This window comes from Streptomyces sp. NPDC058620 (assembly GCF_042717135.1).
Classification (GTDB): domain Bacteria; phylum Actinomycetota; class Actinomycetes; order Streptomycetales; family Streptomycetaceae; genus Streptomyces.
Genome location: NZ_JBHXQO010000010.1, coordinates 6,939 through 20,768, shown reverse-complemented (window position 1 = coordinate 20,768; position 13,830 = coordinate 6,939). Strand labels below are relative to the sequence as shown.

Sequence of the window (13,830 nt, the reverse complement as noted above, 5' to 3'; positions counted from 1 at the left end):
GGAATCGAGCGCCACAGATTCCGTCGGCGTGATCAGGCTCGGTGGGTAGGCCCAGCGCTTCCAGCGACGCCAAAGCGCCAGCGCCCCGTGAGGGACACAGCTGCAACTCACCGCCGGCGTCACACCAGGCCACGCGCCTGCCTGCGTACGCGCAGAAGGTCATCGAGCACGCGCACCGGTGATGTAGGACACATGGCAAGCCGCGAGTTGAGAGCTGCCTCCCATTGCTCGGTCAGGCCGAGCATGAGGCGCTTGCGCATGCCAGGGGTGACGTGGGCATAGCGCGCCGAGACGGAGCCGTCGATGTGTCCCATGCGCTGGTCCATGAGGACCTTCTCGGTGCCGAGGTCCTCCATCACGGTCCTATGGGTGTGGCGCAGTCCGTGAGGGGTGAGGCCCTTGGCAATCGGGAGCCAGCAGGCGTCGGCTCGTTGGCCGGCGCCGCGCCCTCGCGCGGGGACTCCTGGCCACGGTTCGCCGAGAAGCGGCACGGGTCGTGCCTCCTGCGGGGCCTTCTTCGGATACCAGCCCGATACCGCTGGGGTGAACAGCCACGTTGCGAAACCGTTCCTGCGCCAGTGGGCCGCAGGCTCCACCACTGCGCCGGACGCACCGGATCGTGCTTCGACAATGCTGCCGCGGAGAGCTTCTGGGCCCTGCTCAAAGAGGAGATCGGCACCCGCACCTGGCCCGACCGGGCCACCGCCCGAGCCGAGGTCTTCTCCTTCATCGAGACCTTCTATAACCGCCGCCGCCTGCGCAAGCACCGGACTTTCGGCTATCTCACCCCGGCCGAGACCAGGCAGCGGCATCAGCACACCCTCGCGGCATAACGATCACGTGTCCGGGATCACGGGGAAACTTCACTACCCGACCAACCCCTTGTCGCCGCGCAGGTGGTCCGGGCGGGAGCGGGGCCGGCCCGGACCGCGCCACCGGATCGGCAGGCCGGCCAACACCGGGACGAGTACGGGTCCGTGGCCTCGCTGACCCGGTGTGGTCAGCCAGGTCAGCGGGCTCAGCGCACGTCCACGCAGTCACCGGTGGCGGTGACCGGCGGAGTGGTAGAGGTGCCCTCGAACTTGTAGCGGTAGCAGCGGTCGGTGGTGGCGGTGCGAGTCTTCTTCTCGACGCCCGCCAGGCTGCCGGTGCCGGTGAGGTGGCTGCTGGTGGTGGCGTACGAGCCGGTCAGCGAACGCTCCTGGAGGCGGACGGTCTGCTGGGTGTAGCCCGCGTACTTGTGGGTGTCCCAGTTGGCGCGCTCCAGCTTGCCGGTGATCGTGATCGTCTTGCCCTTGGCGACGGGCTCGGGGGCCGCGTTGTTGCTCAGCCGGGACCAGCGCTTGAGGTACCAGGTCTTGGCGTTGTCGGTGCGCACGTCGGTGGCCGCGTCGGTGATCGCCCAGAGGGAGATCTTCCAGGCTCCGGCATCCTCGTTCGTCAGGTCGCTCTGGGGGTCGATCTTGAAGGTGGCCGTGCAGCTGAACGTGGCGTCGCCGGACGGAACGCAGGGGTCGGTGTCCGCATCGAACTGCTCGGAGTTGATGAACCGCTTCAGTCCGCTGTCGCGGTCGGTGCCGCGCCAGATCGACGCGTGGCTGCCGTAGAGCTTCGACCCGCCGCTGACCGTCCACTTCACGGTGATCGTCTGCGTGTTCGTCGTCCCGACGTGGGCGCTGTTGCCGCCGTTGACGGTGACGCCGGAGACGACGGTGGAGTCGGCAGTGCTCGCGGCCAGGGTCCTGGGCGCGGCGGTCTTCGCCGCCGACGCGTCGGCGGCCGCAGCCTTGCTCTGCTCCAGCGCCTCGGCCGCACTGGTCCCCCCCGCCATCGCGGACGGTGTGACGAGCAGGCCGACGGCGAGCCCGGAGGCGGCCAGTGCGCTGACGCCCAGGATCACCTTCTTGCCGGACGTCAACTTATTGCGGGAGTGCTGGGACATGAGGAGGCTCCGTTATCGAATATCGACTATCGACGAGCGGATACGGGTCGCGAACGGGCGGACCCCAATCACGCACGGCCACAGCGACCGCACAGTCTTGATCGGCGATGAAGCGAAAGGGTTGTACGCGCGCGACAGTTGAGCTCTGTGAGGTGCATCACCCGGCGGTGTCGTGTCGCACAGGGGGTGTGTCACGGGGCGTGGCGTCCTCGGTGCGACGCGTGCCATCCGCGCGGCTTCGGATCACCGATCCTGCCAGGTGACTCGGACACTGGGCCGCCCGTCGCCGACTCCATGCCAGGGGCCAAACCGGGGGCCATCCGACGTGAACGCTCCAGGATCGACCTGGACGGTAACGGACGAACAGCGACCTGCCAGGCGGATGTCCGCCGGACGTTTGTGGAGTCGAGTTCCCTGCCGACAGCGGACGAGAACACGAGACCGTGCTCCTCCCCACCTGTCGCCTGCTGCGGATCTCCTCTGTCAGTGGCGTCCACTACGGTCTGAGCTGTTGGGCCGGTCAGGTACGTCCGTACAGGACTCCGCGGTCATGAGGGGTGGGAAATAGGGTCCCCGGCAGCCGGCTCGGGACTCAACTGATGGAACCGTGCCCCACCCCTCTCCGCACCTACCCGGTGCGAGCACGAACAGCCTCCAGCCTGACGTCGGCGGATGACATCAACGGGGCTGCACACAGCGGAGTTTGAGCGACCGCGAACGGCTTCCCAACACCGGCCAGAAGGCCGATCATGAGGTTTATGGTGTCAGGCATCGTCGTTCAGTACACCGGTCTACTGCGGACCAGCGACCAAGACCTGTGGATCCGGTTGCGGGAGCTCTTGAGGGGCCAAGGGCTCAATCCAAACCGGACGGTTGTCGTCGATCTCTTGCAGGAGGGCCCCGATCATGAGGACGGCCGAGTCATCGCCGAGGACGGCAAGGTCTACAGATTCACCCTCTTCTACGACCAGTCGGCAGAGCACGGCGCGCGTAGGGCTTATCTCCACGGCTGGACCGACATCACCGATTCTTGGCGGATCGGATCGCTCGCTACTCGAACAGCAGACGCCGTCGCTTGGATGACCGGGTGCACCGAGTCAAGTTGACCACCACCATGCCAAGGGCGGTGAACCGGTGCCCCGCCGAGTGTCTGACTCGCGAATGGGCCTCTTTCGTGACCAGGGCCCTTGGCGAAGGACGACAGACCAGGCACACCCCGCTGCCTGTCCGTCACTGTCAGTATCGGCGGGGTGGTTGAGTTCGTGAATGCCGCGATCACCTCGTCATTGGCGGCTCTTGGGGGCCGAACGCCGGTCCGCGCGCTGCGCTCGTTTCGGGTACTGCGGCGGAAGGGATTGACCCTGCCCCTGCGTCAGGGTTGGAGTCTTGGCGCATGACGAACAACAGCGCTTCCTCGGCTCGGCTCGTGCCGCCGGTCGGAGGGTTCCAGGAGATCGACGGCCGCCGCATTTTCGTGCATGAGTCGGGCAGCGGCGGACCGGCCGTGGTGTTCCTGCCGGGTGCCAGCGCGGTCGGTCTGGACTATTTCGGTGTCCAGCAGGGGGTTTTGCAGTTCACCACCGCCGTCGTGTACGACCGTGGCGGCACGGGCTACAGCGATCCCCTCCCGCTGCCGCGCACGACCGCCGCGGTCGCCACGGAGCTGCGCGAGTTGCTGCGGGCCCAGGACATCGCCGCCCCGTACGTTCTGGTGGCGCACTCCCTCGGCGGCTTCTACGCGCATCGGTTCGCGCAGTTGTACCCGCAGGACGTGGCCGGGCTGGTCTGGCTGGACGCCTTGCACCGCGACTGGGACGACTTCATGCCTCCCGAGGCGAGTCTGGCCGCGATCGAGAGGATGGCGCCTGACCGGGAGCAGTTGGAGCGGATGCGCCCGGCCCTGCGCAAGATGAGAGCCGAGTTGCTCGCGGACTACCCGGAGCGCATTCGACAGGCGCTGACCGAAGCCAAGTTGAGTGACGCATGGACCCACTCCGGCATCGCCGAGCGCACCGGGCTCGCCGGGCTCGCCACCGAGCTGCGGGCCGGGCCGGGCATTCCCGACGTGCCGGTGGTTGCTCTCACCGTGTCGGGCATCGCCCCCGCCCAGCAGGCACTGACGCCGGAGCGGACGTTGCGGGAGATGAATGACGGCAAGACGAGAATGGACGCGGCCCTGGTGAGCGCGGTCTCGCACGGGGAGCAACGCATCATCTCCGACACCAGCCACCACCGGCTCTGCTTCGACCGTCCCGATGCCGTGGTGCAGGCGATCCGCGATGTCGTCGACCGAGCTCGCCCCTAGACTCGGCGGACCACGTTGTTCGAGGAACCGAGGAGGACGGTGCTCACGATCGGCCAGCTCGCGGCAACCGCCGGCGTGACCGTGCGCACCGTTCGCCATTACCACCACGTCGGTCTGTTGCCCGAGCCCGAGCGTGATGCCTCCGGGTACCGCCGCTACAGCGCGCAAGCGGCGGTGGATCTCATCCGGATCAGGACCCTCGCCGATGCGGGGGTGCCGCTGGCCCGTATCGACGCGCTGTTGCATGCGCAGCCGACCGGATTCGCCGAGGCCGTCGCCGACATCGACGCCGAGTTGCAGCACAAGATCGACCAGCTCACCGAATACCGCCGCAGGATCGCCGAACTGGCCGGCGGCGAGAGCCTTTTCCTGCCCCCCGACGTGGTCGCACTCCTGAACCGGATGCGCAGTCTCGGGGTCAGCGAGCGGAGGGTACGGCTTGAGCGCGACTCGTGGATCCTGATGCAGGCACTGGACCCGCAGGCCATGCCGCAGCGGGTACGGGACAAGAACGCCAGCTTCGACGACCCCGAGACGACGCGCCTGTATCTCGCCTGTGATCGATCAGTCGACTGGGACCCGCACGATCCACGTCTGGACCAGCTCATCGACGACCTGGACGCATGGAAGATCACATACGAAGGGAACATCAACCGCGCCGGGTACCTGAAGCTGGTCTCTTCCCGGATCTCCGAGGCATCCCCGGCATGGCAACGCATCCTCGACGGGCTCGCCCACCGGGCCAAGCAGCGTCAGCCCGCCGGTGACGACAACAGCTGACCGGCGACGCCGTGGCCGGGGAGATGGGGCCCGCGAACGTGCCTGTACGCCCTCACTCATGGAAACAACATCCGTCAGGCGCTCGGCTGCTGCCACGACTGCGGCACTGAGCATTCCGATCGCCGGACGCACCGGCCCGCGTACCGTCGGCACGGTGAGTCCGCTCCGGGACGGCGACACCCTCGTGGTGGTGGAGGATCCGGCCCTGGCCGCCCTCGAACTCCGCTGCCCGGCCGAGGGCCTGTGCGTGCGTCTTCCCCGGCCGCTGCCGCCGGTACGAGTACCCCGTAGGACCGGCAGCGCCCCTTCTGTCTGACATGCGTGCTTCGTACGCACATGCGAATCTGGAAGTGCCCCATCGTCCGGGACGCTGACAGGAGGCGGGATCGTGAGCAAGAAACAGAGCCGGCAGAACCGTGGCGCTCGCAGCGGTGGTCACGAGCGCAGTGCCACGGCGGAGACGAAGGAGCAGAAGCCTACGGCGGCTTCGCCCGAGGCCGTGCGTGCGATCGGGGAGACCGTTTCGCACAAGAAGGAGCGGAAGTTCGGGCACAACTGACCAGGGTCACACCTGCTGGCGGGGGCAGTCGGGGCGTCAGTAGGCGCGAGGTGACATCGGCCGGGGTTCGGCGCCCGGTGCCTCGAAAAGGCACCCGGGGGTGCCGGGGCCCGGCTTCGCGCGTATCGCGGCCGGCTGCGGAGGGTCGGTCGGGAGCTCTATGCGTACGGTGATGGGGTCGTCGCCGTGTGTCGTGACGTAGCCGGTTTCCTTGCCGTCGACCAGTACCTCCACCACCACCGTGTGGCCCGTCTGAACCGTCACGGTGACCGAGTGGCCCGCGTGATCGGTGTGGAAGTGGTGGCGCTGCCTCATGGAGGTCATCTCCCGGTGCAGGACCCGCAGAGCCCGCAGGACCCGCAGGGGCCACAGGTCATCTCACGGCGGCGCGCTCCCTGTGGGAGTCGCACTTCAAGCGTAGTCGGACGGAGTGACGGGTGGGCGGTCGGACGCCGCGACGGGCGGTCCCGGTCTGTTCGGGGCAGCCCGTCGCGGCGTCCGACCGCCCGGTGCGGAACGTCAGGAGGTCAGGGCCTTGAGCGCGAGGTTGAGCTGGAGGACGTTGACCCGCGGCTCGCCGATGAAGCCGAGGACGCGGTCGTCGGTGTGCGCGGCGACCAGCTCGGCGACCTGCCCGGCATCCAGATGGTTCCGCGCCGCCACGCGGTTGACCTGGAGCTTCGCGTACGCCGGGGAGATGTGCGGGTCCAGGCCGGAACCGGACGAGGTGACGGCGTCGGCCGGGACCTCGGACGGCGCCACCGGATGGCCGGGCGTCGGGTTGTCCTTGATCACCGCTGCCTTGGCGTCCTGCACCCACTGGATGAGCTCCGCGTTGTCGCCGGAGCGGTTGGTCGCGCCGGAGAGGATGAGCGCGTACTGGGTGTTGACGCCGTTGCTGCCCAGGCCGTTGGACGGGCGCGGCTGGAACCACTTCAGGTCCGGGGCCGCCGCCTCCTCGCCCTCCTTCAGGGGCAGGTCGTAGCGCTGCCCGATGAGCGCCGAGCCGGCGATCCGGCCGTCGGACGTGATCTCCGAGCCGTTCGCCTTGTCGTGGAACAGGGTCTGGGCGACGCCCGTGACCGCGAGGGGGTAGACGGCCCCGCAGATCACGGTGAGGACGAGCAGGGCGCGCAGTCCCGCGCCGAGCATCCGGGCGGTGTTCTTCAGGGAACTGTTCATGGCAGGTCAGCACTTTCCTAGTTCAACGCAGGCCGGGAAGCGTCGAGATGAGCAGGTCGATGAGCTTGATGCCGATGAACGGGGCCACCAGGCCGCCCAGTCCGTAGATGCCGAGGTTGCGGCGGAGCATCCTGTCGGCGCTCGCGGGCCTGTACCGGACGCCCCGGAGTGCCAGCGGTACCAGCGCGATGATGATCAGCGCGTTGAAGACGACCGCGGACAGGATCGCGGACTCCGGCGAGGACAGGGCCATGATGTTGAGCTTGTCCAGGCCCGGGTAGACGACCGCGAACATCGCCGGAATGATCGCGAAGTACTTCGCCACGTCGTTGGCGATCGAGAACGTCGTCAACGCTCCCCTGGTGATGAGGAGTTGCTTGCCGATCTCGACGATCTCGATGAGCTTGGTGGGGTTGGAGTCCAGGTCCACCATGTTCCCGGCCTCCTTGGCGGCCGAGGTGCCGGTGTTCATGGCCACGCCTACGTCCGCCTCGGCGAGTGCCGGAGCGTCGTTCGTACCGTCGCCCGTCATCGCGACGAGCTTTCCGCCCGCCTGCTCCCGCTTGATGAGGGCCGTCTTGTCCTCGGGCGTCGCCTCGGCGAGGAAGTCGTCGACCCCCGCCTCCTCGGCGATCGCCTTCGCGGTCAGCGGGTTGTCGCCCGTGATCATGACGGTCCTGATGCCCATGCGGCGCAGTTCGTCGAACCGCTCCCGCATGCCCTCCTTCACCACGTCCTTGAGGCGGACGGCTCCGAGGACGCGTGCTCCCCCGGAGTCCTCCACGGCCACCAGCAGCGGTGTGCCGCCCGCCCCGGCGATGCGGTCCGTGAGCGACTGCGTGTCCTCGGAGACGTGGCCGCCGAGCCCGTTCACCCACGCGACGACCGAACCCGCCGCGCCCTTACGGACCTTGCGTCCGTCGACGTCCACACCCGACATGCGGGTCTGGGCGGTGAACTCGATCCACTCGGCGTGTTCCAGTTCGCCGCGGTGGCGCTCCCGCAGTCCGTACGCCTCCTTCGCGAGGACGACGATCGAGCGGCCCTCGGGGGTCTCGTCGGCCAGGGAGGAGAGCTGGGCGGCGTCCGCGAGTTCGGCCTCCGTCGCGCCCTCGACCAGTACGAACTCGGACGCCTGGCGATTGCCGAGGCCACATCGGCCATCGTGAGCTCCTGAGTGAAGAACGGATTCTCGGACAATCCGAGGAAACGCCCTCTCCAGGGGGCCGCGCCACGGGGTCAGCCCTCGCGCCGGAAGTCGTCAAGGGCCTCGCCCGCCGCGCGCCGGCCGACCGCGGCCAGCACCGGGTTCGTGACGCGGTAGTAGTGGTACGCCGTGAGGCCGAAGGTCAGCGCCCAGCTCCTCCCCCGTGCCCACGTCGCGTCGTCCACCTCGACGGCCTCGCGGAAGAGGCCGCGGGAGTCACTGGACAGCAGGGTCCAGGCGGCCATCGTGTCGCAGGCGGGGTCGCCCGTGCCGAGCCCGCCGAAGTCGATGACGGCCGTGAGACGTCCGTCCCGGGCCAGCAGGTTGCCCGGCAGCAGGTCGCCGTGGAGCCAGACCGGCTCGCCTTCCCACTGCGGAAGCCGCACGGCCGATTCCCACGCCGCCGTGGCGAGGTCCGCGTCCACCGTGCCGTCCGCGCCCAGGTCGCGGATCGCGGCGCGGACGTCCGTTTCGCGGCTGCTCACCGGACCGCCGCGGAAGCCCGCCGGTCCTCCGCTCGCGTCGACCGCGCGCAAGGCGGCCACGAACCGGCCCAGCCGGACGGCCGCTTCCGGCTCATCGGTGAGGGGTGAGTCGTAGACGTTCTCACCGTCCAGCCAGGCGTAGACCGACCACGGCAGCGCGTACCCCTCGCCCGGTTCGCCCAGCCCGAGCGGGACGGGCACGGCCAGCGGGAGGTGCGGGGCCAGGTGGGGCAGCCAGCGCTGCTCCTTGGCGACCTGCCCCGCCGCGCCGGGGATGCGCGGCAGCCGTACGGCCATGTCCTCGCCCAGCCGGTACATGGCGTTGTCGGTGCCCGCTGAGCGGACCGGGGTGACGGGGAGACGCGACCACTGCGGGAACTGCGCCGCGATCAGCCGGCCGACCAGCGGGGCGTCGATGTCGACTTCGTCGGCGTGCATCTTCGTGACCGTCATACGGGCCCTTCCTCCGGCTGTACGTGGATCTTCCGTGCCGGACGTTCGTGCCGTCGGCCCGGCACGGACGGTATGACCGCTCCAGTCGGTGTTCAAATGATTTACGCCCCGTGGTCCCCCAACAGCCTTTATTTCAGGGGGCTTTCGAGGTTTATCTACGCGCGGAGCTACGGCTCCCGAACGATCATTCGGGCATATCAGACGACTTCTTGCGCGGGCATTACCGGCGAGTACTCGGAGCTGCTAGAAACTGGGGCGCCCCACCAAATCCCCACCCACCCCCCACACTTCGAAGGGCTGGCAGCCATGTCAGTACGAAGAATCTGGGCATCCGTCACCACGCTCGCCCTCGCCGCTGCCGCCGCCCTGGGCGCCGCCACTCCGGCCTCGGCGGCCGCGGGTGGCTACGTCGCTCTCGGCGACTCCTACTCCTCCGGCGTCGGAGCCGGGAGTTACCTCTCCGACAGTGGTGACTGCCGACGCAGCACCAAGGCGTACCCCTACCTCTGGGCCTCGGCGAACTCCCCCTCGTCGTTCGCTTTCGTCGCCTGCTCGGGGGCGACGACAAGCTCGGTCTCCAGCGGTCAGCTGGGCGCGCTGAGTTCGTCGACGGCGCTCGTCAGCGTCACCGCGGGCGGCAATGACGTCGGGTTCGCGAACGTCATGACGGACTGTGTCCTGTCGAGCGAGGCCACCTGTGTGAACAGCGTGAACGCGGCGGTCTCGCAGGTGGAGAACGTGCTGCCGGCACGCCTCGACTCGCTCTACAGCGGCATCCGTTCACGGGCTCCGCAGGCCCGGGTGGTGGTGCTGGGGTACCCGCGCTTCTACAAGCTGTCCGGCAGCTGCATCGCCGGCCTCACCGAGACCGAGCGCGGGGCGATCAACAGGGCGTCGGACATCCTGAACGGCGTCATCGCCAAGCGCGCCGCCGACGCCGGATTCACCTTCTCCAGCGTGGTGGACGAGTTCACCGGCCACGAACTGTGCTCCGGTGACGCCTGGCTCCACAGCGTGTCCATCCCCGTCTACAACTCGTACCACCCCAAGGCCACGGGGCAGGCGGGCGGATATCTGCCGGCCTTCCGCTCGGCCGCGTAACGCACACGGTCCACCCCCACGGGTTCCGCAACAGATGCGGCGGTCCACCGGAGTCCGCTCCGGCGGACCGCCGCATCGCCGTCCACTCCCCTACTCAGGACGCAGACGGACGGGACGCCTTGATCGAGTACATCAGGGGGATACGCGGCCGGTCCGCCGGGAAGCGGTAGTAGCCGTCACCCTGCCTCTCCAGCGCCTCGAAGCGCGCGAAGAGCGAGACGTCGTGCTCGTGCAGCAGCTCGATCCGCAGTCCGGCGGAGGCCAGCGCCGAGACGACCTCGCCCACCGGATGCTGCCATTCGACGCTGCGGTTGTGGATCGTCGGCGCGCCGAAGTCGGTGTACGTACCCGGCGTCTCGTCCACCCATGCCTCGCGGCTGAAGTAGTCGTACGTGATCCGGGAGCCCGTCGCGTCGTCCAGCGCGTCCGTCAGCGGATGGAACTCCGCGAGGTAGAGGAAGCCGCCGGGCGCGACGAGCGAGGCGGCGGTCTCCGCCCAGCGCTCGATGTCGGGCAGCCAGTTCAGCGCGCCGACTCCGGTGTAGACGATGTCGTACGAGGAGTCGGGGACGGCCTCCGCCGCGTCGTACACATCGGCGGCCACGAACGCCGCGCGCTCCGGGCCGAGGCCGAGGGAGCGGGCGAGACCGCGGGCTGTCTCCACGGCGGGCTCGGAGAAGTCGAGGCCGACCACATGGGCGGCACCGTGCCGGGCCCAGGAGAGGGTGTCGAGCCCCAGGTGGCACTGGAGGTGCAGCAGGGACTTCCCCGTGACATCACCGACCTCCGCGAGCTCGAAGTCGCGCAGCGCGTCCTTTCCCGCGCGGAACGCGTCGAGGTCGTAGTAGTCGCTCGCCGCGTGTATCGCCACGCGCTCGTCCCACCGCGCGCGGTTGGCGTCGTGCCAGTCGTCCGGAGTCGGTGCGTGCATGCCCGAAAGCTACCCACAGGCCGTGGACCGCGCGAACAGTTATCCACAGGCCGCTCGGTCGTGGCGCCCGATCGGGTTGGATGGTGGCATGAGCGACACACAGAACGTCTCGTCCACGCCGGAGTGGGAGCAGCGCTTCCGCGCGCCCCGCGTGTCCCTGCCCGACTGGGCCGAGGACGCCCCTGACCGCTCACTGTTCGTCTCCAACGCCACCGGGACGTACGAGCTCTACGCCTGGGACCGGGCGAGCGGCCGGCAGCGCCAGGTGACCGACCGGCCCAACGGGACGACCGACGGGCTGCTGACCCCCGACGGATCTGCCATCTGGTGGTTCAGCGATACCGACGGTGACGAGTTCGGTGTCTGGATGCGGCAGCCGTTCGACGGCGCCCAGGGGGACGACGAGCCCGCCGCCCCCGGCCTTGAAGCCTCCTACCCGGCCGGTCTCGCCATCGGCCGCGACGGTACGGCGGTGATCGGCCGGTCCACCGACGAGGACGGCACGACCATCCATGTCGTGCGGCCCTCGGACGCTCCCGTGGAGATCTACCGGCACCGGGAGTCCGCCGGGGTGGGGGACCTCTCCCACGACGGCACGCTGATCGCCCTGGAGCACACGGAGCACGGCGACGCGATGCACTCGGCGCTCCGCGTGGTGCGGCCGGACGGGTCGACCGTCGCGGAGCTCGACGACACCGAGGGTGGCACCAAGGAGCTCGGCCTCGCCGTCCTGGGCTTCGCCCCGGTGGCCGGGGACACCCGTCTCCTCGTCGGGCATCAGCGCCGGGGGCGCTGGGAGCCGATGATCTGGGACCCGGTCGCGGGCACCGAGACGGACCTCCCGATCGACCTCCCGGGTGACGTGGGCGCCGAGTGGTATCCGGACGGCTCCGCGCTGCTCGTCGAGCACAGCTTCGAGGCCCGCAGCGAGCTGTGGCGGTACGAGCCCGGCGCGAAGGAGCCGGTCCGGGTGGAGACCCCGGCCGGCACGGTGTCGGGCGCGACGGCCCGCCCGGACGGCACCGTGGAGTACCTCTGGTCCTCGGCCGCGCTGCCGCCCGTCGTCCGCTCCACGACCGGTGCGGTGGTCCTCGACCCGCCGGGGCCCGAGGCGCCGGCGTCGGTGCCGGTCGAGGACGTGTGGGTGGAGGGCCCCGGCGGCCACATCCACGCCCTCGTCCAGCGGCCCGCCACCGGGGACGGCCCGTTCCCGACCGTCTTCGAGATCCACGGCGGCCCGACCTGGCACGACAGCGACGCCTTCGCGTCCGGCCCGGCCGCCTGGGTGGACCACGGCTTCGCCGTCGTCCGGGTCAACTACCGAGGGTCGACCGGCTACGGCCGCGCCTGGACGGACGCGCTCAAGCACCGCGTCGGGCTGATCGAGCTGGAGGACATCGCGGCCGTCCGTGACTGGGCGGTGAAATCGGGCCTCGCCGACCCGGCCCAACTGGTGCTCGCGGGCGGCTCCTGGGGCGGCTATCTGACGCTGCTGGGCCTCGGTACGCAGCCGGACGCCTGGGCCCTGGGCCTGGCCGCCGTTCCGGTCGCCGACTACGTCACGGCCTACCACGACGAGATGGAGGCCCTGAAGGCGATGGACCGCACACTGCTGGGCGGGACACCGGAGGAGGTGCCCGAGCGCTTCGAGGCGTCCTCCCCGCTCACCTACGTCGACGCTGTGCGCGCCCCCGTCTACATCTCGGCGGGCGTCAACGATCCGCGCTGCCCCATCCGCCAGGTGGAGAACTACGTGGACCGTCTGAAGGCCCGAGGCGCGGTGCACGAGGTGTACCGGTACGACGCGGGCCACGGCTCCCTCGTCGTGGAGGAACGGATCAAGCAGGTGCGCCTGGAGCTGGACTTCGCGCTCAGGCACCTGAAAGCAAGCTCGTCCGGCATCTGAGGGCACAGCGGTGGCCGGTGGACTGAGGGCCCCAGCTCCGGGCACGCGGAGCGGGGACCGTACCGTGGAGGGGTGTACCGGTTCCTGCTGACCCCGCGATGGTGGGGGATCAACCTCTTCGTCGTGCTGGCCATCCCGTTCTGCGTGTTCATGGGCACCTGGCAGCTCGGCCGCTTCGAGGACCGCGTGCAGTCGCACGAGGAGGCCGAGGAGCGGCCCGATCCGGGGACCCGGGCCGCCAAGCCCCTGGACTCCCTGCTGCCGGTCGACAAGGTGACGTCCGGCAGCCCCGCGACCGCCACCGGGACGTACGCCGATCAGTTCCTCGTCCCCGGCCGTGAGCTGGACGACCGCGACGGCTTCTACGTCCTCAACCTGCTGCGTACCGACAGTGGCAAGGCCCTGCCCGTCGTACGCGGGTGGCTGCCCGGCACCGCGGGGCGCACCGAGGTGCCCGCCGCGCCGGCCGGGGAGGTCACGGTGACCGGCGACCTCCAGGCGTCCGAGAACGCGAGCACCGACGGCGTGCACTCCAGGGGCGGGCTGCCCGAGGGGCAGCTCGGCATGATCAGCGCCGCGTCGCTGGTGAACCTCGTGCCGTACGACGTGTACGACGCCTGGGTCACGCTCCAGAAGCCCGAGGCAGGCGGTACGGGCGACACGGGTGCTACGAGCAGCGCGCTGAAGCCGGTGCCCGCCGAGGCACCGCAGGGCAGCGGGCTGGACCTCAAGGCGTTCCAGAACCTCGGCTACACCGGCGAGTGGTTCGTCTTCGGCGGCTTCGTGCTCTTCATGTGGTTCCGGCTGGTGCGGCGCGAGGCCGAGGCCGCGCGTGACGTGGAGCTGGGACTCGCGGCCGACGCCGACTGAGTCAGCTTCACCTGTTCCGACGGAGACCTGAGAAGGGGGGGGAGGGGCCGCCCGTGGGGCGGGCCCCCCAACGAGAATTCTAGTAAATAGTGGAAACCGAGGACAACCG

General features: G+C 69.5%; 14 protein-coding genes and 2 pseudogenes. 9 read left to right on the top strand and 7 right to left on the bottom strand.

The window, feature by feature from the left end; translation table 11 throughout:
* Nucleotides 1–119 precede the first annotated feature (119 nt).
* Nucleotides 120–605: pseudogene (locus ACFWSK_RS12900) on the bottom strand (LacI family transcriptional regulator); the annotation flags it as partial.
* Here ACFWSK_RS12900 and ACFWSK_RS12895 point away from each other — a divergent pair.
* Complete coding sequence (locus tag ACFWSK_RS12895) at nucleotides 579–833, top strand: integrase core domain-containing protein (protein ID WP_383784107.1); 255 nt, start codon at nucleotides 579–581, stop codon at nucleotides 831–833. The pseudogene ACFWSK_RS12900 and the gene ACFWSK_RS12895 overlap by 27 nt on opposite strands.
* A gap of 185 nt (nucleotides 834–1,018) precedes the next feature.
* Here the strand turns inward: ACFWSK_RS12895 and ACFWSK_RS12890 are convergent, their stop codons facing one another.
* Nucleotides 1,019–1,942: a calcium-binding protein gene (locus ACFWSK_RS12890; RefSeq protein ID WP_383784105.1), complete on the bottom strand. Its 924-nt coding sequence runs from the start codon at nucleotides 1,940–1,942 to the stop codon at nucleotides 1,019–1,021.
* A 758-nt stretch (nucleotides 1,943–2,700) separates the two neighbouring features.
* Here ACFWSK_RS12890 and ACFWSK_RS12885 point away from each other — a divergent pair.
* The 5 genes from ACFWSK_RS12885 to ACFWSK_RS12865 all read left to right on the top strand — a co-directional run bounded on the left by ACFWSK_RS12885 (nucleotide 2,701) and on the right by ACFWSK_RS12865 (nucleotide 5,586).
* Entirely contained in the window at nucleotides 2,701–3,048 is a 348-nt protein-coding gene (locus tag ACFWSK_RS12885) for a hypothetical protein (protein ID WP_383784102.1), read from the top strand.
* Between the two features lie 287 nt (nucleotides 3,049–3,335).
* Nucleotides 3,336–4,247, top strand: coding sequence for an alpha/beta fold hydrolase (locus tag ACFWSK_RS12880; protein ID WP_383784100.1), 912 nt, complete (start codon nucleotides 3,336–3,338; stop codon nucleotides 4,245–4,247).
* A gap of 39 nt (nucleotides 4,248–4,286) precedes the next feature.
* On the top strand, nucleotides 4,287–5,027 hold the full coding sequence (locus ACFWSK_RS12875) for a MerR family transcriptional regulator (RefSeq protein WP_383784097.1): 741 nt from the start codon (nucleotides 4,287–4,289) through the stop codon (nucleotides 5,025–5,027).
* 58 nt (nucleotides 5,028–5,085) lie between these two features.
* Entirely contained in the window at nucleotides 5,086–5,343 is a 258-nt protein-coding gene (locus tag ACFWSK_RS12870; protein WP_383784095.1) for a hypothetical protein, read from the top strand.
* Between the two features lie 72 nt (nucleotides 5,344–5,415).
* Entirely contained in the window at nucleotides 5,416–5,586 is a 171-nt protein-coding gene (locus ACFWSK_RS12865) for a hypothetical protein (RefSeq protein WP_383784092.1), read from the top strand.
* A 36-nt stretch (nucleotides 5,587–5,622) separates the two neighbouring features.
* On the opposite strand, the gene ACFWSK_RS12860 is transcribed toward ACFWSK_RS12865, so the two are convergent.
* The 4 genes and pseudogenes from ACFWSK_RS12860 to ACFWSK_RS12845 all read right to left on the bottom strand — a co-directional run bounded on the left by ACFWSK_RS12860 (nucleotide 5,623) and on the right by ACFWSK_RS12845 (nucleotide 8,913).
* The gene (locus ACFWSK_RS12860; RefSeq protein ID WP_383784090.1) at nucleotides 5,623–5,901 is read right to left on the bottom strand and encodes a hypothetical protein; all 279 of its coding nucleotides are present in this window, start codon (nucleotides 5,899–5,901) and stop codon (nucleotides 5,623–5,625) included.
* Between the two features lie 204 nt (nucleotides 5,902–6,105).
* Nucleotides 6,106–6,768 (bottom strand): potassium-transporting ATPase subunit C, encoded by a 663-nt coding sequence (locus tag ACFWSK_RS12855; protein WP_383784087.1) that lies wholly within the window; start codon nucleotides 6,766–6,768, stop codon nucleotides 6,106–6,108.
* A 22-nt stretch (nucleotides 6,769–6,790) separates the two neighbouring features.
* Nucleotides 6,791–7,930 (bottom strand): annotated as a pseudogene (gene kdpB, locus ACFWSK_RS12850) (potassium-transporting ATPase subunit KdpB); the annotation flags it as partial.
* Nucleotides 7,931–8,007: 77 nt separating this feature from the next.
* Nucleotides 8,008–8,913 carry an aminoglycoside phosphotransferase family protein gene (locus ACFWSK_RS12845; protein WP_383784084.1) on the bottom strand — a complete coding sequence of 302 codons (906 nt, stop codon included), beginning with the start codon at nucleotides 8,911–8,913 and terminating at the stop codon, nucleotides 8,008–8,010.
* Nucleotides 8,914–9,219: 306 nt separating this feature from the next.
* Here ACFWSK_RS12845 and ACFWSK_RS12840 point away from each other — a divergent pair, with 306 nt between their 5' ends.
* A complete protein-coding gene (locus ACFWSK_RS12840; protein ID WP_383784081.1) occupies nucleotides 9,220–10,014 on the top strand; it encodes an SGNH/GDSL hydrolase family protein in 795 nt (264 codons plus the stop codon).
* Nucleotides 10,015–10,108: 94 nt separating this feature from the next.
* Here ACFWSK_RS12840 and ACFWSK_RS12835 read toward each other — a convergent pair whose 3' ends face one another.
* On the bottom strand, nucleotides 10,109–10,945 hold the full coding sequence (locus tag ACFWSK_RS12835; protein ID WP_383784078.1) for a class I SAM-dependent methyltransferase: 837 nt from the start codon (nucleotides 10,943–10,945) through the stop codon (nucleotides 10,109–10,111).
* A gap of 88 nt (nucleotides 10,946–11,033) precedes the next feature.
* Here ACFWSK_RS12835 and ACFWSK_RS12830 point away from each other — a divergent pair, with 88 nt between their 5' ends.
* Both ACFWSK_RS12830 and ACFWSK_RS12825 read left to right on the top strand, forming a co-directional pair.
* Entirely contained in the window at nucleotides 11,034–12,851 is a 1,818-nt protein-coding gene (locus ACFWSK_RS12830) for a S9 family peptidase (RefSeq protein WP_383784075.1), read from the top strand.
* Between the two features lie 72 nt (nucleotides 12,852–12,923).
* Nucleotides 12,924–13,721, top strand: a complete 798-nt coding sequence (locus ACFWSK_RS12825; protein WP_383784072.1) for an SURF1 family protein — start codon at nucleotides 12,924–12,926, stop codon at nucleotides 13,719–13,721.
* Nucleotides 13,722–13,830 lie beyond the last annotated feature (109 nt).